General features: G+C 66.0%; 12 protein-coding genes. 2 read left to right on the top strand and 10 right to left on the bottom strand.

Annotation, left to right across the window (positions count from 1 at the left end):
- Window positions 1-9: 9 nt before the first annotated feature.
- From glgB to OCK02_RS07090, 9 genes are all read right to left on the bottom strand, one after another.
- Window positions 10-2,214, bottom strand: coding sequence for a 1,4-alpha-glucan branching protein GlgB (gene glgB / locus OCK02_RS07130; RefSeq protein WP_263812417.1), 2,205 nt, complete (start codon window positions 2,212-2,214; stop codon window positions 10-12).
- On the bottom strand, window positions 2,214-4,673 hold the full coding sequence (locus OCK02_RS07125) for a glycogen/starch/alpha-glucan phosphorylase (protein ID WP_263812675.1): 2,460 nt from the start codon (window positions 4,671-4,673) through the stop codon (window positions 2,214-2,216). Before OCK02_RS07125 ends, glgB begins: the two co-directional genes overlap by 1 nt.
- A 210-nt stretch (window positions 4,674-4,883) precedes the next feature.
- Window positions 4,884-6,089 (bottom strand): vWA domain-containing protein, encoded by a 1,206-nt coding sequence (locus OCK02_RS07120; protein WP_263812416.1) that lies wholly within the window; start codon window positions 6,087-6,089, stop codon window positions 4,884-4,886.
- Between the two features lie 529 nt (window positions 6,090-6,618).
- Window positions 6,619-7,506, bottom strand: coding sequence for a transglutaminase family protein (locus tag OCK02_RS07115; RefSeq protein WP_263812415.1), 888 nt, complete (start codon window positions 7,504-7,506; stop codon window positions 6,619-6,621).
- An 11-nt stretch (window positions 7,507-7,517) separates the two neighbouring features.
- Window positions 7,518-9,899, bottom strand: coding sequence for a circularly permuted type 2 ATP-grasp protein (locus OCK02_RS07110; RefSeq protein ID WP_412178781.1), 2,382 nt, complete (start codon window positions 9,897-9,899; stop codon window positions 7,518-7,520).
- Between the two features lie 33 nt (window positions 9,900-9,932).
- On the bottom strand, window positions 9,933-13,247 hold the full coding sequence (locus OCK02_RS07105) for a DUF2126 domain-containing protein (RefSeq protein WP_263812414.1): 3,315 nt from the start codon (window positions 13,245-13,247) through the stop codon (window positions 9,933-9,935).
- A gap of 121 nt (window positions 13,248-13,368) precedes the next feature.
- Window positions 13,369-14,403, bottom strand: a complete 1,035-nt coding sequence (locus OCK02_RS07100; RefSeq protein WP_263812413.1) for an aldo/keto reductase — start codon at window positions 14,401-14,403, stop codon at window positions 13,369-13,371.
- A 206-nt stretch (window positions 14,404-14,609) separates the two neighbouring features.
- Complete coding sequence (locus OCK02_RS07095) at window positions 14,610-15,374, bottom strand: VOC family protein (RefSeq protein ID WP_263812412.1); 765 nt, start codon at window positions 15,372-15,374, stop codon at window positions 14,610-14,612.
- A 104-nt stretch (window positions 15,375-15,478) separates the two neighbouring features.
- Window positions 15,479-16,213, bottom strand: a complete 735-nt coding sequence (locus OCK02_RS07090) for a DUF899 domain-containing protein (protein ID WP_230806877.1) — start codon at window positions 16,211-16,213, stop codon at window positions 15,479-15,481.
- Between the two features lie 256 nt (window positions 16,214-16,469).
- Here OCK02_RS07090 and OCK02_RS07085 point away from each other — a divergent pair, with 256 nt between their 5' ends.
- The gene (locus OCK02_RS07085) at window positions 16,470-16,778 is read left to right on the top strand and encodes a lysozyme inhibitor LprI family protein (RefSeq protein WP_263812673.1); all 309 of its coding nucleotides are present in this window, start codon (window positions 16,470-16,472) and stop codon (window positions 16,776-16,778) included.
- Window positions 16,779-16,869: 91 nt separating this feature from the next.
- Here the strand turns inward: OCK02_RS07085 and ilvD are convergent, their stop codons facing one another.
- Window positions 16,870-18,705 carry a dihydroxy-acid dehydratase gene (gene ilvD, locus OCK02_RS07080; protein ID WP_263812411.1) on the bottom strand — a complete coding sequence of 612 codons (1,836 nt, stop codon included), beginning with the start codon at window positions 18,703-18,705 and terminating at the stop codon, window positions 16,870-16,872.
- 239 nt (window positions 18,706-18,944) lie between these two features.
- Here ilvD and OCK02_RS07075 point away from each other — a divergent pair, with 239 nt between their 5' ends.
- Window positions 18,945-19,973 carry a GntR family transcriptional regulator gene (locus OCK02_RS07075; RefSeq protein WP_263812409.1) on the top strand — a complete coding sequence of 343 codons (1,029 nt, stop codon included), beginning with the start codon at window positions 18,945-18,947 and terminating at the stop codon, window positions 19,971-19,973.
- Window positions 19,974-19,994: the final 21 nt, after the last annotated feature.

The raw sequence follows: 19,994 nt of genomic DNA, 5'->3' as shown, positions 1-19,994 counted from the left end.
ACCACTATCTCATGCATCCTGTTCCAGCAGCAGCGTCGCCAGCGGCGGCAATGTTATCACGGCCGAAACGTTCCCGTTCTTGTCTCTTTGTGCCTGCACGGCCCCGCCATTGCCCTTTCCGGAGCCGCCATAGATCTCGGCATCCGTGTTCAGGATCTCCTTCCAGCGCCCCTCGACGGGAAGCGGGATGCGGTAGCCTTCGCGATAGACGGGCGTGAAGTTGGTGACGACGGCGATCGTCTTTTCGCCCGGGGCCTTGCGCAGCCAGGCGAAGACGGAATTGTCGCGGTCGTCGGCGAGCAGCCATTCGAAGCCCTCGCCCTCGCAGTCGCGCCCGTGCAGGGCGACCTTGCGCCTGTAGGTGCCGTTCAGGTCGCGTACCAGCCGGCGCATGCCCTCGTGCATGGGATATTCGAGCAGGTTCCAGTCGAGCGCGCGGTCCTCGCTCCATTCGCGCCACTGGGCGAATTCCTGGCCCATGAACAGGAGCTTCTTGCCGGGATAGCCCCACATGAAACCGTAATAGGCGCGCAGGTTGGCGAATTTCTGCCAGTCGTCGCCGGCCATCTTGGCGATCAGCGAGCCCTTGCCGTGCACCACCTCGTCGTGGGACAGCGGCAGGACGAAATTCTCGGTGAAGGCGTAGAGCAGGCCGAAGGTCATGTCGTTGTGGTGGAACTTCCGGTGCACGGCCTCGCGCGACATGTATTGCAGCGTGTCGTGCATGAAGCCCATGTTCCACTTGAAGCCGAAGCCGAGCCCGCCCTCGTGAACGGGGTGGGAGACCTTCGGCCAGGAGGTCGATTCCTCGGCAATGGTGATCACGCCCGGCCGGGTGCCGTAGAAGCGCGCGTTCATCGTCTGCAGGAAGCGGACGGCCTCGAGGTTTTCGTTGCCGCCATATTCGTTCGGCACCCATTCGCCGTGCTTGCGCGAATAGTCGAGGTAGAGCATCGAGGCGACCGCGTCGACGCGCAGGCCGTCGACATGGAACTTCTCGGCCCAGTAGAGGGCGTTGTTGATCAGGAAGGCGAGCACTTCCTGGCGGCCGAAATTGTAGATCGCCGTGTTCCAGTCGGGATGGAAGCCCTGGCGCGGATCCTCGTGCTCGTAGAGGGCGGTGCCGTCGAACCAGCGCAGGCCGTGCTCGTCGGTCGGGAAGTGGGCGGGCACCCAGTCGAGGATGACGCCGATGCCGACCTTGTGGGCGCCGTTGACGAAACGGGCAAAGCCTTCCGGTTCGCCGAAGCGCGCCGTCGGCGCGTAGAGCCCGGTCGTCTGGTAGCCCCAGGAGGGGTCGAAGGGGTATTCGGAGATCGGCAGGAACTCGATGTGGGTGAAGCCCATCTCGACGCAGTAGGGGATCAGCCGGTCGGCGAGTTCGTCCCAGGAGAGCATCTCGCCGTTGTCGCGCCGCTGCCAGGAGGCGGCGTGCACCTCGTAGATGGAGATCGGCTGACGGCGCGGGTCGATCTTCGACCAGTGGTCACGGTGGGCCTCGTCCTCCCAGACCTGGTCGATCTCGCCCGTGGTCATCGAGGCGGTGCGCGGGCGCAGTTCCGAGCGGCGGGCGAAGGGGTCGGCCTTCAAGGGCAGCACTTCGCCGTTCTTGCCGACGATCTCGTACTTGTAGGCGTGGCCGGCGACGACGCCGGGCAGGAAGATCTCCCAGAGGCCGGTGTCGGCGCGCCGCCGCATCACATGGCGGCGGCCGTCCCATTCGTTGAAGTCGCCGACGACGGAGACACGCTGCGCGTTCGGTGCCCAGACGGCGAAATGAAAGCCGTCGACGCCCTCGAGCGTCAGCGGATGTGCGCCCATGCGCTCGAACAGCCTGAGATGCGAGCCCTCGCGGATATAGTAGTCGTCCATCGGGCCGAGGACCGGACCGAAGGAATAGGGATCGACCACGATCCACTCGCCGCCCTCGTTGCGGGCGCGGTAGCGGACCGGCTGGAGCTTGCGGACGGAGACGGCGCCGGCGAAGATGCCGGCGGGATCGAGGCAATCGAGTTCGCCGATCGCCTTTCCGGCGATGGTTTCCGCGGTGACGGCCGTCGCGTGCGGGATGAAGCAGCGCGCCACGAACCCGTCGCCGGCCTGATGGACGCCGAGGACGGCGAAGGGATCCGGATGGCGGCTTCCCAGGATGGCCCCGATGTCGGCATCCGCCAGACCCGTCGATGGTTTCTCCAGCGGGTCCTTCTTCGCCATCAGACGCCCCAGATCTCGGTTGCGTACTGGCGGATGGTGCGGTCGGACGAGAACCAGCCCATGCGGGCGGTGTTGTGGATCGCCTTGGTGTTCCACCGGGTCTTGTCGTTCCAGAGCGCATCGACGTCACGCTGGGCCCTGGCATAGGAATCGAAATCGGCCGCGACCATGAACCAGTCGTGGTTGTAGAGGCCGTCGATCAGGCCGGCGAAGCGGCTGCGGTCGTCGGGAGAGAAGACGCCGGAGGAGATGGCGGAGAGCGCCTGGGAAAGCTCGGGCGAACCCTCGATGATGGCGCGGGGATCGTGGCCCTCGGCGCGCACGCGCGCCACTTCGTCGGCCGTCATGCCGAAGATGATGATGTTGTCCTCGCCGACATGGTCGCGCATCTCGACATTGGCGCCGTCCAGCGTGCCGATGGTGAGCGCCCCGTTCAGGGCGAATTTCATGTTGCCGGTGCCCGACGCTTCCATGCCGGCCGTCGAGATCTGCTCCGAGAGGTCGGCGGCGGGAACCATGATCTCGGCGAGCGAGACGTTGTAGTTCGGCACGAAGACCACCTTCAGCAGGCCGCGCACCGCCGGGTCGTTGTTGATGACGCGGGCGACGTCGTTTGCGAGCTTTATGATCAGTTTGGCATTGTGGTAGCTCGGCGCCGCCTTGCCGGCGAACAGCTTGACGCGCGGCACCCAGTCGAGTTCCGGCCGCGAGCGGATCTGGTCGTAGAGCGCCACCGCCTCGACGATGTTGAGAAGCTGGCGCTTGTATTCGTGGATGCGCTTGATCTGGATGTCGAACATCGCGTCGGGGTCGATGCGCACGCCGATGCGGGCCTGCACCAGGTTTGCGAGCCTGAGCTTGTTTTCGCGCTTGATCGCGGCAAAGCGCGTCTGGAAGGCGCTGTCGCCGGCAAAGGCGTCGAGCGCCTTCAGCTTCTCGGCATCGTCCTCGAATTCCGGTCCGATCGCCTCGCGGATCAGGTTGAACAGGCCGGGATTGCATTGCATCAGCCAGCGGCGTGGGGTGATGCCGTTGGTCTTGTTGTTGATGCGGGCGGGATAGAGGCGATGGAGATCGGCAAAGACCGTCTCCTTCATCAGCTCGGTGTGGAGTGCGGAGACGCCGTTGACCGAGTGCGAGCCGACAAAGGCGAGGTTGCCCATGCGGACGCGCCGCTCGCCGCCTTCCTCGATCAGCGAGATGTTGCGGATCTGCTGGTCGTCGTAGCCGTGCTCCTTGCGTGCCTCCAGGAGGATCTTGGCGTTGATCGCATAGACGATCTGCATGTGCCGCGGCAGCAGGCGCTCGAACAGCGGCACCGGCCAGGTCTCCAGAGCCTCGGGCAGGAGCGTGTGGTTCGTATAGGCGAACGTGTCGCGGGCGATGTTCCAGGCGGCATCGAAATCCAGCCCGTGGACGTCGGTCAAAAGGCGCACCAGTTCGGCGACGGAAACGGCAGGATGCGTGTCGTTCAGATGAATCGCGACGGCATCGGGCAGGGAGGTGAAATCCGGATACTGCTGCAGATGGCGGCGGAGGATGTCCTGCAGCGAGGCGGAGGAGAAGAAGAACTCCTGGCGCAGCCGCAGTTCCTGGCCGGCCGGGGTGGCGTCGGCCGGATAGAGGACGCGGGTGAGGCTTTCGGCCTTGTTGCTCTCCCGCAGTGCGCCGATATGGTCGCCGGCGTTGAAGGCGTCCAGCAGGAGCGGGTCGATCGGATAGGCGGACCACAGGCGCAGCGTATTGACCCGCTTCGCCCGCCAGCCGACCGCCGGCGTGTCGTAGGCGGTGGCAATCACCCGCTCCGCCGGCTTCCAGACGATGCGCTGCCGGCCTTCGCCGAGATCGAGCGTCTCCACGCCGCCGCCGAAGCCGATTTCGTAGGAGCTTTCCCGGCGCTCGAATTCCCAGGGGTTTCCGTGCGCCAGCCAGGTCTCCGGCAGTTCGACCTGCCAGCCGTCGGCGATCTCCTGGCGGAACAGGCCGTGCACGTAGCGGATGCCGTAGCCATAGGCCGGAACGTCGGTCGTCGCCATGGATTCGATGAAACAGGCCGCAAGCCGGCCGAGGCCGCCATTGCCGAGCGCAGCGTCGGGCTCGAGTTCCGCGATGATGTCGGTGTCGACGCCGAGCGACGTCAGCGCCTCGCGCATCTCGTCCATGATGCCGATATTGGTCATGGCGTCGCGCATCATGCGGCCGATCAGGAATTCCAGCGACAGATAGTAGACGCGCTTGGAGCCGGTGGCGTAGGTGCGCCGGGTCGAATCCATCCACTTGTCAGTGATGCGGTCGCGCGCCACCAGGATCGCGGCGGTCAGCCAGTCATGTGGCTTTGCGACCTTGGGATCCTTGCCGATACGGTATTTGAGGCGTTCGAGCAGCTCGGTCGCCAGTTGCGACGGCTCGGTCGAACGGAGTGCGGGAGCTGGAATTTCGCTGGAGGAGACCCTGTTCATCATGAGCGATCACGAACCCCTTCGCTGTATTCCGATGCTATCGAGGCACGGCCTCTCGGGGCAATTTTGCATCTATCCGAAGCGCTTGCAATACGGCCCGGCAAGAAAGGAGCCATGCAGCTGACGCAGGGCGGATGCCTGCAGAATGGACAAAGCCCGCCAACGCGCAGGGCGGCAGCGGGCTTGCGGTTTTGTCGGATTTTCCGCGGTTCAGTGGGTCAGGCGGGCAACGACCGCGGTGGCCTTCTCGCCGATCGCCTTGAACGCGGCCACCAGCTGGGTCATGTCGTCCGCCTCGAAATAGTTGGCCTGCGTGGTGGCGCAATACTTCAGAAGCGTCTGGCCGCGGGTCGGCGCCATGAAGGCCACGGTGAAGACCTCGACCTTGGCGGTGCGAGCCTTGTCGCAGGAGGCCTTCGTCTCGGTATCGGACTTCCTGCCGTTCGCATCGGTCGACGTGCCGTCATAGGCCGTGTTCTCGCCGTCCGTCATGAAGATGATGTACTTGGTCGGAACCTGGCCATTCTTGTCCTTGTGCGCCGGGATCTCGGTCTCATCAGAGGCGTCCGCCGGAACCAGCTTGTCCAGCGCCTTGGCGAATGCGGCGTGCGAATCCGTGCCGCCGGTGGGCTCGGTCGGGAGCGCGTTGACGTAGGCCGAGGCGCCTGCCGTTCCCCACGCCAGCTGGGTCTCCGTCTGCATCCGGTCGTTGTAGGACACCGCAGCTGTGCGGACGAGTTCCGTCTCGGGATCGGCCGTATTCAGCTGCGTCGTCAGGTTGGCGACGGCCGACTTGAGCGCGGCGATCTTGCGGACGTAGCAAGGTGTCGTTTCCTTGACCTTGTCGCTCCCCCAGTTGCTCTCCGTCCAGTTCTTGCACGGCACTTTCCTGCTGGCGATATCGTCTGTCTTGAACGACATCGAGCCGGACCGGTCGAGCACGAGGAACATGGAGAGCGCGCTCTTCGATTCCGTGGCGCTTTCCGCCGTCGTGCTGGCGCTGATGGTCGTCTTGTCCTTGACGAGAAGGCGGGTCAGCGGGTTCAGCGGCATCTCGTAATTGGCGGAGACGTTGATGACCCAGGACTTCCCGGTTCCGACCGTGGACGTCTCGTCGATCTGGACCAGGCTGGAGGCATAGGCGTTGGTCTCCTCCTCCTGCTGGCCGCCGGTGTCGGCGCTGTCGGGGTCGCCGGGCGAGGCGCCGCCGCTCTGCATCTGGGTCTTGATGAACTCCAGTGCGAGGAGCTTCGCATCCTCGATGCTCATGTTGTCGTTTGCGAGTGCGGATGCGGCTGCGAGCGCCGCCGAATCGGAGGCGTCCTGCAGCCGGTTCTTGGTCATCATCATCTTGGTCAGGTCGATGGAAATACCGCCGGCGCCCAGCAGCACCGGCAGCAGCAATGCGGTCATCATGCCGAAATTTCCAAGACGGTCCTTTAGAAGGCGGGAAAGGACACCCTGTTTTTCCGTTGCCGATTTCATTTTGCGCCACCCCATCGTCATAATGTTGGGCGGACATTAGCGATGATAAATGAGCAGCCGGTTTCCGCGATCGCTAAAATACGATCGAACCCGCAGAAAGCCCCTGAAAGCAGGTGTTTAAGGCCGGGACGGGCTGTCTCCAATCGGGACTCGCTGCCCCGGCCTGCGACACCGGCAGCCGTCTCGCCTCCCATACCAACCTGCACTGATATTGACCGATTGCGTGGGACCGCCTGCGGTCATCCGGCAAGGAGCATACCGCAGAGCGATGCCTTAGCATCGGTCGAGGATTGCGACGCTGCCGGTGGCCGACAGGCGGCCCACCCGGAGGGCCGGGCGCTTTTGGTCTGCGGACGGCGTCGAAAATCCTCGCCGGACCGACAGGTCCGACTGCGGTTTTCTCCTTGCCGCAGACCAAAATCGCTCCGGCGCAATCGGTCAATATCAGTGCAGGTTGGTATTACGCGGTCTGGCGCACCGGCACGACGTCCACGGCCTGTTTCGTCTGCTGCTGGCCGTAGCTCTTGACGATGCCGATCACCGGCGCCACGTCGGCGTAGTCGCGTCCGTAGCCGACGACGATGTGGTCGGTTCCGGCCTGCATGTTGTTGGTCGGATCCAGTTCGACCCAGCCGTTGGTCGGGCCACACCAGAGCCTGACCCAGGCGTGCATGGCGTCCGCCCCTTCCAGCCGCTCCTTGCCAGGTGGAGGAATGGTGCGCAGGAAGCCGCTGACATAGCCGGCCGGAATGCCGAGGCTGCGGAGCGCCACGATCATGACGTGGACGAAGTCCTGGCAGACCCCCCGCTTCAGCCGGAAGGCCTCCAGCGGGGTGGTGTCCACGGTCGTGGCTTCGACGTCGTAGGTGAAATCCTTGTGGATGCGCGCGCACAGGGCGGAGGCGACCTCGCGCACGGTCATGCCCGCCGCTGCGACCGACCGGGCGTAGTCGGAGATTTCCGGACAATCGGGCAGGCGCGGGCTGTGGCCGGTGAAATGGTGCGGCGAGGCGGGGGCGAGCGACCAGCAGGCGGCGATCGCGCGGGAAAGCTCGCCGATCGGCGGGGAGAAATCGGGCTGGTCGTTGGCCGCGTCGACCTGCACCCGCGCCTGCATGTCGATCTCGAGCCGGTCGTGGGCGTTGCGGAAGAGGATCAGTGTCGCCTGGTTCTCGAAGAAATCGATCACGCCGGTGCGTTCGGCCGGCTGGGGCCTGATGCCGACCGATCCGGCGATCAGGCGTTGCCGGCCGGCAATCGAGCGCGGCAGGACGCGCACCATGTGGCGGCCGCCCGAGACGGGGAAGTCGTAGTCGTACTCGATGCGCAGGTTGATGTCATAGAGCATGGGGACCCGTCTCAGCTCAGATAGGTCTCGCCGAGAATGTCGGAGAGCTTTTCCAGTTCGGTCTCGAAGTGCCGGTAGGCCTCCGGCGTCATCCCCTCCGGGGTCATCACCGCAAGGCCGGCATGCAGCCGCATCGCTTCGCGGTAGAAAGGCGACATCTGGCCGTTCGAATAGGCGTTCGGCAGTTGCTCGATCTCGGTCTTGATCTCGTTCAGCTGGTAGAGCACCGAGCGCGGATTGAGCGGGTCGAGCGCCAGGAGGTCGGTGACGGTCAGCCTGGCGGTCGCGACGTTGTAGCGGCGGCGATGGGTCATCACGCTGTCGCCGATCTCCAGCAGCATGTCGAGCGCGCCGTCGGGCGCGTCCTCGCCGGAGAGATGGCGCAAAAGCCGCGTCATGTGCAGGCCGCGCTCCAGGTAGCGGCCGACCGACAGGAAGCGCCAGCCTGTGAAGCGGTACATGTTCTCGTGGACGAGGCCGGCGAAACCCGCGAGCTTGCGCAGGAGCACGGTCATGGCGCGGGTGGCGTCGTCTCCGGGCTGGATTGAATCGTGGAAGCGGCGCGCGGTCTTGGCGAGGTCCGCCAGCGCCAGCCAGCCGTCCGGGGAGAAACGGTCGCGGATGTTGCTGGCGGAGAAGACGGCGCTGTCGATGCTGGCGAGCAGGCTGGTGGGCACCGGCTCGGCCGTGTCGATGTCGAGCTGCTTCAGGTAGTCGGAGACGTCCTTCAGGAGCGGCTGGTCCGGGTCGGCATATTCGGCGAAGCGGCCGTGCCAGGCGCGCAGGATGCGCAGCGCCCCTTCGGCCCGCTCGATATAGCGGCCGAGCCAGAAGAGGTTGTCGGCGGCCCGGCTCGGCAGGCTGCCGGGCAGGTTGCGGGCGAAGCTCTCGTCGGCGGGCAGAAGCGAGGTGCGGTCGACCGGCCGGTCGCTGACGATCCAGACGTCGGCGGCGGAACCGCCCTCCTGCATGGTGATCGCCGAGACGTCGCTGCCGGAAGAGATGCGGGCGAAGCCGCCGGGCATGATCTGCCAGCCATCGCGGGTGCGGGCGGCGAAGACGCGCAGGCTCATCGGCCGCGGCACGAGCCTGCCGTCGACATAGGCCGGCGTCGTCGACAGGGTCACTGCCTCCTGGCCGACGAGGCGGGCGCCGTCCCCCGCGAGCCATTCGGCGACCGGCAGGGTCGCGTTCCTGCACAGGGTCGAGCCGAGCACGGAGCGGCCGTTGTCGTCGAAGAAGGGCCGCGTCGAATAGGCGGGGCCGATCACCATGTTCTCGATGTTGGCGGCGACATGGTCGCGCTCGGCCTGCTGGCCGCACCACCAGGTGGCGATGCTCGGCAGTTGCAGGTCCTCGCCGGTCAGGTGCCGGCTGATCGTCGGCATGAAGGCGAGCAGCGCGCGGGTCTCGAGAATGCCGGTGCCGAGCGCGTTGACGATCCGCACGGACCCCGCCCGCAGCGCCTCGACGATGCCGGGCGTGCCGAGCTGCGACTGGTGGTTCAGTTCCAGCGGATCGGCGAAGCTGGCGTCGAGCCGCCGCCAGAGCACGCTGACATGCTTCAGGCCGGCGACGGTGCGCACCATGACGCGCCCGTTGACGACGGTCAGGTCCTCGCCCTCCAGCAGCATGAAGCCGAGATAGCGGGCGATGTAGGCGTGCTCGAAATAGGTCTCGTTGGCGGGACCGGGCGAGAGGACGGCAATGCGGTCGTCCTCGAACTGGCGGCCGGCCAGCAGCGCGTCGCGGAAGGCGCCGAAGAAGCCGGCGAGCCGGTGCACATGGGTTTCGGCGTAGACGTCGGAGAAGGCGCGGGCGGTGGCGACGCGGTTTTCCAGCGCGAAGCCCGCGCCGGAGGGGGCCTCGGTGCGATCGGAGAGCACCCACCAGTTTCCGTCCGGCCCGCGGCCGACCTCGAACGAACAGAAATGCAGGAAATGCCCGCCGGCCGGGGGCACGCCCACGACGGGACGAAGGTATTCCGGATTGGTGCCGATCAGTTGCGCCGGCAGGAGGCCTTCCGATACCAGCCGGGCGGGGCCGTAGATGTCGGCCGCGATCATCTCCAGAAGCTCGACACGCTGGATCAGCCCGCGCGACAGGTTCTCCCACTCGGCCTGGTCGATCACGACGGGAATATGGGACAGCGGCCAGGCGCGCTCGCCGCCGGCGTCCTTGCCGTAGGCGCGGTAGAACACGCCTGCATCGCGGAGATAGCGGTCGGCGCGGGCGAAGCGGTTGGCAAGCTCCGTCTCGTCCATCCGGCCAAGCGCGGATAGAAGCTTCTGCCACGCCGGACGGATCGAGCCGTCGGGCGAGACCATCTCGTCGGCGATGCCCGGCAAGGGCGCATAGGTCATGAGCCCCTCCAGCAGCGGGTTCCCCGCGATACGCTCCGCCTCGGCCGCCTTCGATGTCAAGTCCTACACTCCTGGCGGGCGCCGAAGATCGAGCGTCAGCGGGAATTCCCGCGCGATCGTCTCCTCGTGCACCCCGTAGCTGCCCGGGTTGTGTCCCCAGGGCTCGAAGCGGGCCAGCCGTCTGGCTTCCGCCTCGTTTCCGTTCACAGGGAAGGTGTCATAGTTTCGTCCGCCGGGATGGGCAACGTGGTAAATGCAACCGCCCACCGCTCGGCGCGACCATGTATCATAAATGTCGAAGGTCAGCGGCGTGTTGACGGGCAGGGCCGGGTGCAGGCCGGAGGAGGGCTGCCACGCCTTGTAGCGGACGCCCGCGACGGTGACGCCGCTTTCCCCGGTCGCTGCCAGCGGCAGGCGCCTGCGGTTGCAGGTGATGACATAGCGCTCCGGGTTCGCGGTCTGCAGCTTCACCTGCAGCCGCTCCACCGAGCTGTCGACGTAGCGAACGGTGCCGCCGATCGCGCCCTGCTCGCCCATCACGTGCCAGGGCTCGAGCGCCTGGCGCAGTTCCAGTCTCGCGCCCTCGTATTCGACCTCGCCGCAGAAGGGGAAGCGGAATTCCAGCTGCGCCTCGAACCACTCCGGGCGCATGTCGAAGCCGTTCTCGCGCAGGTCCGCCAGCACTTCGAGGAAATCCTGCCAGACATGGGTTGGCAGCATGAAGCGGTCGTGCAGCGTCGTGCCCCAGCGCACGAAGGTGCCTGTGGCGGGCTTCAGCCAGAAGCGCGCGATCAGGGCGCGGATCAGAAGCTGCTGGGCGAGGCTCATGCGCGCATTCGGCGGCATTTCGAAGCCGCGGAACTCGACGAGGCCGAGCCGGCCGGTCGGACCGTCGGGCGAGAACAGCTTGTCGATGCAGATCTCGGAGCGGTGGGTGTTGCCGGTGACGTCGACGAGCAGGTTGCGGAACAGCCGGTCGACCAGCCAGGGCAGCGGCGGTGTGCCCTCGCCGGGAGCCGGCACCTGCGACAGCGCGATCTCGAGCTCGTAGAGGCCGTCGTGGCGGGCCTCGTCGATGCGCGGCGCTTGGCTCGTCGGGCCGATGAAGAGGCCGGAGAAGAGGTAGGAGAGCGAGGGGTGGCGCTGCCAGTGCAGCACCAGGCTCTTCAAGAGGTCCGGCCGGCGCAGGAAGGGGCTGTCGTTCGGGTTCTTGCCGCCGACGACCACGTGGTTGCCGCCGCCGGTGCCGGTGTGGCGACCGTCGATCATGAACTTGTCGGCGCCGAGCCGGCTCTCGCGCGCCTCCTCGTAGACGGCGGTGGTGATGTCGACGCAATCCCCCCAGCTATAGGCGGGATGGATGTTGACCTCGATGACGCCCGGATCGGGGGCGACCCGGATCACGTTCAGCCGCTCGTCGTGCGATGGCGCGTAGCCCTCGATATGCACGGGAAGGCCGAGGGCGCTCGCTGCGCGCTCGGCGGTGGCGATCAGTTCGAGATATTCCTCGACGCCTTCGGTCGGCGGCATGAAGACGCACAGGCGGCCGTCGCGCGCTTCGACGCTGATCGCCGTCCGCACCTTGCCGACGATGTCGGAGACGACCTGTTCGACCTGCTCCTGCTGGCCCTCCGCGGCGTGGAAGTCCATCGCGATCTGGCGGTGCGGCGCGGCAAATTCCGGCAGTTCGCCGCGCTCGACCGTGGGGTCGACCGGATTGATGTAGGGATAGGACGACGGGGACAGCCACGGCAGCGAGCCGAGCGGCAGGCGGTAGCCGACCGGGCTATCGCCGGGGACGAGGAACAAGCGGCCGCGGCGTGTCTGCCACTTCTCGCTGATCCATCGCTGGCCGGCGACGCGCGCGTTCCAGGCCTGCACCGGCAGCACGTAGCCGCTCGGCTTCGTCAGGCCGCGCTCGAAGACGCGGGCGATGCGGCTGCGCGCTTCCGGATCCTCCAGCCTGGAGTTCGACGGATCGACGTTGTCGGGAAGGTTCGCCTCCTTCAGGAGCCATTCTCCCGGGTCCTCGAAGGCCGGCAGGACCATGTCCGTCTCGATGCCGAGCTCTGCCGCAATCGTCGTCAGCAGGCGTTCGGCGTCGTCGCCGGAGACGGGGTGGTCGGCGCCTTCCTCGGCGATCAGGCCGGGATCGGACCAGATCGGCCTGCCGTCGCGGCGCCAGTAGAGCGAGAAGGTCCAGCGCGGCAGGCTTTCGCCGGGGTACCATTTGCCCTGGCCATAATGCAGGAAACCGCCGGGGGCAAAGCGCTCACGCAGGCGGCGGATCAGGGTGTCGGCCTTCTCGCGCTTCGTCGGGCCGACGGCGCCGGTGTTCCATTCCTCCGATTCGAAATCGTCGATCGAGACGAAGGTCGGCTCGCCGCCCATCGTCAGCCGCACGTCGTTCTGCGTCAGCACCCGATCGACGTCCTGTCCGAGCGCGTTCAGCGCCTCCCAGGATTCGTCGGAGAAGGGCTTGGTGATTCGCGGGTGCTCGGCGACGCGGGTGACCTTCATGTCGAAGTCGAAGCTGGTGTTCGCCTCGCCGAAATAGCCGCCGGTAATCGGCGCGGCATTGCGGAAGTGCGGCGTCGCGGCCAGCGGGATATGGCTCTCGCCGGTCAGGAGGCCGGAGGTCGGATCGAGACCGATCCAGCCGGCGCCGGGCAGGTAGACCTCGCACCAGGCGTGCAGGTCGGTGAAGTCGTGGTCAGTGCCGGAGGGGCCGTCCAGCGCCTTCAGGTCGGGCGTCAGCTGGATCAGGTAGCCGGAGACGAAGCGCGCGGCGAAACCGAGGTTGCGCAGGATCTGCACCAGCAGCCAGCTGGAATCGCGGCACGAGCCGCGTGCGGTCAAAAGCGTCTCCTCCGGCGTCTGCACGCCGGGTTCCATGCGGATGACGTAGCCTATCTGCTGCTGCAGCCGCGCATTGAGGCCGACGACCATGTCGACGGTGCGCTGGCGGGTGCGGTCGACATGGTCGAGAAAGGCCGAAAGCGCGGGCGTCAACGGCTCCGGATCGCGGTAGATGCGCAGGTCCTCGCGCAGGTCTTCCGGGTAGTCGAAAGGCCAGTGCTCCGCCTGTTCCTCGACGAAGAAGTCGAACGGATTGTAGACCGTCATGTCGGCGACGAGGTCGACCTCGATCTTGAATTCGCTCACCGGGTCGGGGAAGACGTAGCGGGCGAGATAGTTGCCGTACGGGTCCTGCTGCAGGTTGACGAAGTGGGCCGACGGCGAGACCCGCAACGCGTGGCTGATGACCTTGGTCTTGGAATGCGCGGCGGGTTTCAGGCGGATGATCTGCGGCCCGAGGCGGACCGGATTGTCGTACCTGTAGTGGGTCAGGTGGTAGATACTGGCCTTGATCGACATAGGCTCGCTTTTCCCCTCGTGACGGTCTTTGCCGTCATCGAGGGGAAGTTTGTGCAATGCGAAGGCGGATTGCAAGCGGCAATGGCCGCAGCGCCTACGTCATTCTGCGCATGGCCCAGGCTTAGTGGATCGGCGGGTTGAGCCGGGCAAACCCGTCCTGGCGATAGTAGGGGAAGTAAGGGTAGGGGGCGGACGCGCTGCTCGCCGCGGAAAGCCGCCCGATCTGGTCGTCCGAAAGCGACCAGCCGACGGCGCCGAGGTTCTGGCGAAGCTGCTCCTCGTTGCGCGCGCCGATGATGACGCTGGAGACGGTCGGCCGCGCCAGCAGCCAGGCGATCGCAACCTGCGGCACGGTCTTTCCGGTTTCCTCGGCTATGGCATCCAGCACGTCGACGATGTCGTAGAGACGGGCCTCGTCGACCGGCGGGCCGAAATCCGCTGTCGCATGCAGCCGGCTTTCAGCCGGCAGCGGGGCGCCGCGCCGGATCTTGCCGGTCAGCCGCCCCCATCCGAGCGGACTCCAGACGAGCGCGCCGACGCCCTGGTCGCGGGCAAGCGGCATCAGTTCCCACTCGTAGTCGCGGCCGACCAACGAGTAGTAGACCTGGTGGGCGACGTAGCGCGGATAGCCGTGCCTGTCGGCTGCCGCCAGCGCCTTCATCAGTTGCCAGCCGGCAAAATTGGAGACGCCGACATAGCGCAGCTTGCCGGCATCGACGAGGCTGGAAAGGGTCGCCAGAACCTCTTCGACGGGCGTGCCGGCATCGAAGGCATGCAACTGCAGGAGGTCGATGTAGTCGGTGCCGAGCCGTCTCAGTGCCGCATCGACGGCCCGGATGATCCGCGAACGCGATGTTCCGGCATCGTTCGGCCCGTCACCCGTTGGCAGGCCCATCTTGGTGGAGATCAGGGCCTCGTGCCGGCGCCCATTCAGTGCGGCTCCCAGCACGGTTTCGGAAGCACCGTTCGAATAGACGTCGGCGGTGTCGAACAGATTGACGCCTGCCTCCAGGCAGATGTCCACCAGTCGACGCGCCTCCGCTTCGTTCGTGTTGCCCCAGGCGCCGAACAGCGGCCCTTCGCCGCCGAAGGTGCCGGTACCGAAGCTCAAGGCCGGCACCATCAGGCCGGATGTCCCCAATCGTCTGTATTCCATCGTCCATCTCCTGTCGTTACGGCGCAGGACGCCGTTGGCCAGCAAGATGGACGCGAATATTTCCTGCCACTAGCCGACAGGCGGGAACAGTATCTGTGATTTGAATTCACGGATCGGCCGCGGGCGACAATCGCATCGACATTTCCGCTGTGGCCCCGGCGCGGGGATGCGCCGGGAAGCCGTCCGGTCGGGCCGGGATCGGCCTGTCACCGCGAGCCGACGAGGGCGAAATGGGCGCCGGTCGGGTCGATGCCCTGGATGATCCAGGCGCCGCCGGGCACTTCCATCGGCCCCATCACCACCTTGCCGCCGGCCGCATCGACGCGCCCGATGGCTTCGTCGATGTTGCCGACGACGAAGTAGAAACCCCAATGCGGCGGGGCGGGCAGGTCGGCCGGCTTCGTCATCATGCCGCCCGCCGTCTGGCCGCGGATCTTGAAGAGCTGGTAGGTTCCCATCTCGCCCATGTCGAGGGCCTCGTCCTTCTCCCAGCCGAACATGGACGCATAGAACTTCCAGGCGCCGTCGAGATCGCCGGCCATCAGTTCGTGCCAGCCGATATTGCCGGGCGCCATCTGGTCGGCGGCCGGCGGGCCTTCGTCATTGGCGCTGAACAGGCAGAAGGCGGCGCCGTGCGGGTCGCCGACGACCGCGAAGCGGCCGATGCCGGGAATGTCGTCCGGCTCGCGATAGACCTTTCCGCCCTTCGCCGTGATTTCCCTGGCGGTCGCATCGACGTCGTCGGCGCAGATGTAACCTATCCAGGCCGGCGGCATGCCCTCGGCCTCTTCCGGCGTCTGCATCAGGCCGGCGATCATGCGATCCCCGGCCGAAAAGGTCGTGTATTTCATGCCCGGAATGCTGGTGTCCTTGGTCGCCCAGCCGACGACGGAATTGTAGAAGGCCTCGGCCGCGTCGGTATCGCCTGTCATCAGTTCGTACCAGACGAACTTTCCTTGGTTGCTGGACATGGGTTCCTCCAGAGTGGTGCAATCGTTGCGAAGTGGATGAGGTCGGGTGCCGTCGACCGCATCCTGCCACCGGCAGTCTGCAGTCGACATGTGCACTTTTTACGTCAGCTGCAGCAGGACTGCGCCTTGGGGGTATCCTCGTATTCGTCCTTGCGCTTGACGAAGCTCAGCGTGCCCGTCTCGTTACGGCCCTTCGGTGCGCGGTCGAGCGTCATCAGCGTGCCGAGCAGTTCCTCGCCGCCGCGGGAATATTCCGAATAGGTGTGATAGACGGCGCCGTCGTCGTCGCGGAAGAAGGCGCTCATGCCGGGCAGTTCGTCATGGGCATCCTCGGAGGGCGTGTCGCGGTAGTTGTAGAAGACCTTGCCGCGGGCCAGTTCCTCCTTGGTGAAGGAGACGTGGTAGTCGAAATTGAAGTCGCTGCCGAAGGACGAAAACCACGGGAATTTCCAGCCCATCCGCTTCTTGTAGGCCTCGATCTTCTCCAGCGGGGCGCGGGAGACACAGACGAAGGTGACGTCGTGGTGGTTCAGATGCGGCAGCATGCCGTCGACATGGTCGGCGACGAACGAGCAGCCGGGGCAGCCTGCCTCCCAGTCCGGGCCGAACATGAAGTGATAGACCATCAACTGGCTGCGCCCGTCGAAGAGATCGGCCAACGTCTTCCGTCCGGCCGGCGTGTCGAAGGTGTAGGTCTTGTCCACCCTGACCCACGGCAGCGCCAGCCGCTCCGCGCGCACCTTGTCGCGCAGGCGCGTCTCTTCCTTCTCCATGGTGAGAAGGGCCTGGCGCGCCTTCAGCCATTCCTCGCGGGACACGATTTCATGATGCTGTCTCATGCTCGTAGCTCCTCTTTCACGGAACATTTCGACTGGTTGCGTTGATATCAACGTTTACCCTGCCTGTCAAAGTTGCCGGCGTCCGAGCGCCGGTTACCTCAAGGACGGAGCATGAGCGCGCAATCCGACATTCCCTTGTCAAAAAAGACACAGGCCATATCTAACGCCGCTCACGAGGAGTTCGACCATGGAAATACTGTCTGCCTATCGCCCCGCCCGCGGCATTCTCGCCCCCGCTTTCGCGGCTGCCTGCTCCATGCTGGCGCTGGCCCAGCCGGCCATTGCGGCCAGCTTCGACTGCGAAAGGAGCGACCTCGCCCCCGACGAGAAGGCGATCTGCGACAACCGGGCGCTGAACGATGCGGACGTGCGGATGGTCACGACCTTCGATATCCTGTCGGGCCTCATCGCCATGGGCGCGCGCGGCGAGATGCAAGACCAGCAGACGGCGTGGCTGAAGGAGCGGCAGGCCTGCGGCGCCGACGTCGCCTGTATCCAGTCCGCCTATGACCGGCGCATGCAGCAACTGGACGAGGCCTACAAGAACATTAGCAGGCCGCTCTGACCGCCATCCTCCCGCGCTGTCAGCCGCCGCGGAGACAAAAAAGGCTGGCGCAACGGCCAGCCTCTCGTCGTCCCGGATACCGTATGAAGGCCTATTCCGGCAGGATGCGCACCGCGCCGAGATCGGCGGAGCTTGCAAAGGCGGCATAGGCCTTGAGTGCGGTGGTGACGTTGCGCTTGCGCGGCTGGGCCGGCTTCCAGCCGAGCTTGTCCTGCTCGGCACGGCGGCTTTCCAGTTCGGCCTCGGTGACCACCAGATTGATCGTGCGGTTGGGGATGTCGATCTCGATCGTGTCGCCCTGGCGGACAAGGCCGATCGCGCCGCCGTTGGCCGCTTCCGGCGAGGCGTGGCCGATCGAGAGCCCCGAGGTGCCGCCGGAGAAGCGGCCGTCGGTGATCAGCGCGCAGGCCTTTCCGAGGCCTTTCGATTTCAGGTAGCTCGTCGGATAGAGCATTTCCTGCATGCCGGGGCCGCCCTTCGGGCCCTCGTAGCGGATGACGACGACGTCGCCGCCCTTGACCTCGCCGCCGAGGATGCCCTTTACCGCTGCGTCCTGGCTTTCGAAGACGACGGCCGGGCCGGTGAACTTCAGGATCGATTCATCGACGCCGGCGGTCTTCACGATGCAGCCGTCGAGCGCGATGTTGCCCTTCAGGACCGCAAGGCCGCCGTCTTTCGAGAACGGATGCTCGACGGAACGGATGACGCCCTTTTCGCCGTCGGTGTCGAGATCGTCCCAGCGCGCTTCCTGGGAGAAGGCGACCTGGGTCGGGATGCCGCCGGGTGCGGCACGGAAGAAGGTGCGGACCGTTTCCGAGGTGGTGCGGGTGATGTCCCAGCGGTCGATGGCGTCGCCCAGCGTCGCGGCGTGCACGGTCGGGCTGTCGCGGTGGATCAGGCCGCCGCGGTCGAGTTCGCCGAGGATGCGCATGATGCCGCCGGCGCGGTGGACGTCTTCCATGTGCACGTCGTTCTTCGCCGGGGCGACCTTCGACAGGCACGGGACTTTCCTGGAAAGCTTGTCGATGTCATCGAGATTGAAGTCGATCCCGCCTTCGTAGGCCGCGGCCAGGATGTGCAGCACCGTATTGGTCGAGCCGCCCATGGCGATATCGAGTGACATGGCGTTCTCAAACGCCCTCTTATTGGCGACGTTGCGCGGCAGCACGCTCTCGTCTTCCTGCTCGTAGTAGCGGCGGGCGAGATCGACGATCAGGTGGCCGGCCTCGACGAACAGGCGCTTGCGGTCGCCGTGAGTGGCGAGCGTCGAGCCGTTGCCGGGCAGCGACAGGCCGAGCGCTTCCGTCAGACAGTTCATCGAATTGGCGGTGAACATGCCCGAGCAGGAGCCGCAGGTCGGGCAGGCGGAGCGCTCGATGGTCTTGACGTCCTCGTCGGAAATGCTGTCGTCGGCGGCGGCGACCATGGCGTCGACCAGATCCAGCGCGTGCTTTTTGCCGTGCATGACGACCTTGCCGGCCTCCATCGGTCCGCCGGAGACGAAGACTGCGGGGATGTTCAGGCGCATCGCGGCGTTCAGCATGCCAGGCGTGATCTTGTCGCAGTTGGAGATGCAGACCATGGCGTCGGCGCAGTGGGCGTTGACCATGTATTCGACACTGTCGGCGATGATCTCGCGGCTCGGCAGCGAATAGAGCATGCCGTCATGGCCCATGGCGATGCCGTCGTCGACGGCGATCGTGTTGAATTCCTTGGCGACGCCGCCGGCGGCCTCGATCTCGCGGGCGACGAGCTGGCCAAGGTCCTTCAGGTGCACGTGGCCGGGCACGAACTGGGTAAACGAGTTGACCACGGCGATGATCGGCTTGCCGAAGTCAGCATCCTTCATGCCGGTCGCGCGCCAGAGGCCGCGGGCACCGGCCATGTTGCGGCCGTGGGTGGTGGTTCGGGAGCGATAGGCTGGCATCGACGTATTCCTCAAGGTCCGGTCAGGCATGGCATAGCGGGAAAAAAGTGGGTCGAAAGGCCCCTCCCGCAAGCCGTTGTCCCCGGTTCCCTAGCGCAAATCCCCCGCCGCGTCACGAAATGAATGTCATTTTTCGTGCCGAAACTTGGAATTTCCTGTCGCGCGGCCCCGCAGTAATGACCGTTGTCGGCAGGAGGCATTTGTGAGACTGTCCGCCTTCGGAAGGCATGGGAAGGGCGATGGCGAAGCAACAGGCCGACAGCATAGGGGCCGACAGGACGGAGGCGGCGGAGACGGGGCCGCTCTACCTGCGCATCCGCGATGCACTCGCCGGGGCCATTGCCGCCGGACGGCTGCCGAAGGGCGCGCTCCTGCTCGAGGGGCATGTGGCCGGCATCTTTTCCTCGACCCGGACGCCGGTGCGTCAGGCGTTTGCGCTGCTGGAAGCCGCCGGCGCGATCCGCCGCTTCGAGGGGCGCGGCTTCATCGTCGGCCCGGGCCGGGAAGCGCCGCGCCGGATCGCCCTGACCGCAGAGATGTTCGGCGACGGCTGCGAGGCGCAGGCGCTGCGCAAGGTGCCGGCCTGGGAGGCGATCTACGAGGCGCTGGAGCGCGAGATGGTGCACCTCTCCGTCTTCGGTCGCCACCGCATCAACGAGGTGGAATTGGCGCGCGCCAAGGGCGTCGGCCGGCAGGTGGCGCGCGATGCGCTGACCCGGCTGGAGAGCCTCGGCATCGTCGAGAAGGACGATCGCATGCGCTGGACCGTCGTGCCGCTCGACGAAACGCGGATGCGCGACCTGCACGACATCCGCGTGGCGCTGGAGCCGGTGGCGTTGAGGCAGGCGTTTCCGCTCATGCCGGAGGACGAGCGCGCGGCGATGACGGCGCGGCTGAAACGCGCGCTCGCCGGCTATCCCGACCTCTCGCTTGCGGAGATGGACGGCATGGAGACCGACCTGCACATCACCCTCCTTGGTCACTGCCCCAATCGCGAGATCCTGATCGCGCTGCGCCGGGCAAGGTTCATGCTCAACGTCTCAAAGCACATCATGGGCGTCTCGCATGTGATGCCGCAGGACGAGCCGTTCATCTCGGAGCATCTGGTGGTGTTTGCCACGCTGGAAGCGGGGGATGTGGAGGCGGCGGCCGAGGCGCTCCGCCACCACATCGCGATCTCGCTGCCCAAGGTGATCGGTCGCGTCACCGAGTTTCGCGCGGCGCACCGGCCGGAGGTTCCGGCCTATGTCGGCGACATCGGTCATTGAGGCGCCGACACCGTCGATTGC

Source organism: Rhizobium sp. TRM96647 (assembly GCF_025780115.1).
GTDB lineage: Bacteria > Pseudomonadota > Alphaproteobacteria > Rhizobiales > Rhizobiaceae > Mycoplana.
Note: the sequence above shows the minus strand (reverse complement) of the source record. Positions and strands in the feature narration are given on the sequence as shown.

Excerpts from the sequence above, each read along its gene's own strand:
- OCK02_RS07115 (WP_263812415.1), bottom strand. The coding sequence starts at position 7,506 with ATGCTCTATGACATCAACCTGCGCATCGAGTACGACTACGACTTCCCC.
- OCK02_RS07120 (WP_263812416.1), bottom strand. The coding sequence starts at position 6,089 with ATGATGACCGCATTGCTGCTGCCGGTGCTGCTGGGCGCCGGCGGTATT.
- OCK02_RS07105 (WP_263812414.1), bottom strand. The coding sequence starts at position 13,247 with ATGTCGATCAAGGCCAGTATCTACCACCTGACCCACTACAGGTACGAC.
- OCK02_RS07085 (WP_263812673.1), top strand. The coding sequence starts at position 16,470 with ATGCTGGCGCTGGCCCAGCCGGCCATTGCGGCCAGCTTCGACTGCGAA.
- glgB (WP_263812417.1), bottom strand. The coding sequence starts at position 2,214 with ATGGCGAAGAAGGACCCGCTGGAGAAACCATCGACGGGTCTGGCGGAT.
- OCK02_RS07095 (WP_263812412.1), bottom strand. The coding sequence starts at position 15,374 with ATGTCCAGCAACCAAGGAAAGTTCGTCTGGTACGAACTGATGACAGGC.
- ilvD (WP_263812411.1), bottom strand. The coding sequence starts at position 18,705 with ATGCCAGCCTATCGCTCCCGAACCACCACCCACGGCCGCAACATGGCC.
- OCK02_RS07100 (WP_263812413.1), bottom strand. The coding sequence starts at position 14,403 with ATGGAATACAGACGATTGGGGACATCCGGCCTGATGGTGCCGGCCTTG.
- OCK02_RS07125 (WP_263812675.1), bottom strand. The coding sequence starts at position 4,673 with ATGAACAGGGTCTCCTCCAGCGAAATTCCAGCTCCCGCACTCCGTTCG.
- OCK02_RS07075 (WP_263812409.1), top strand. The coding sequence starts at position 18,945 with ATGGCGAAGCAACAGGCCGACAGCATAGGGGCCGACAGGACGGAGGCG.
- OCK02_RS07090 (WP_230806877.1), bottom strand. The coding sequence starts at position 16,213 with ATGAGACAGCATCATGAAATCGTGTCCCGCGAGGAATGGCTGAAGGCG.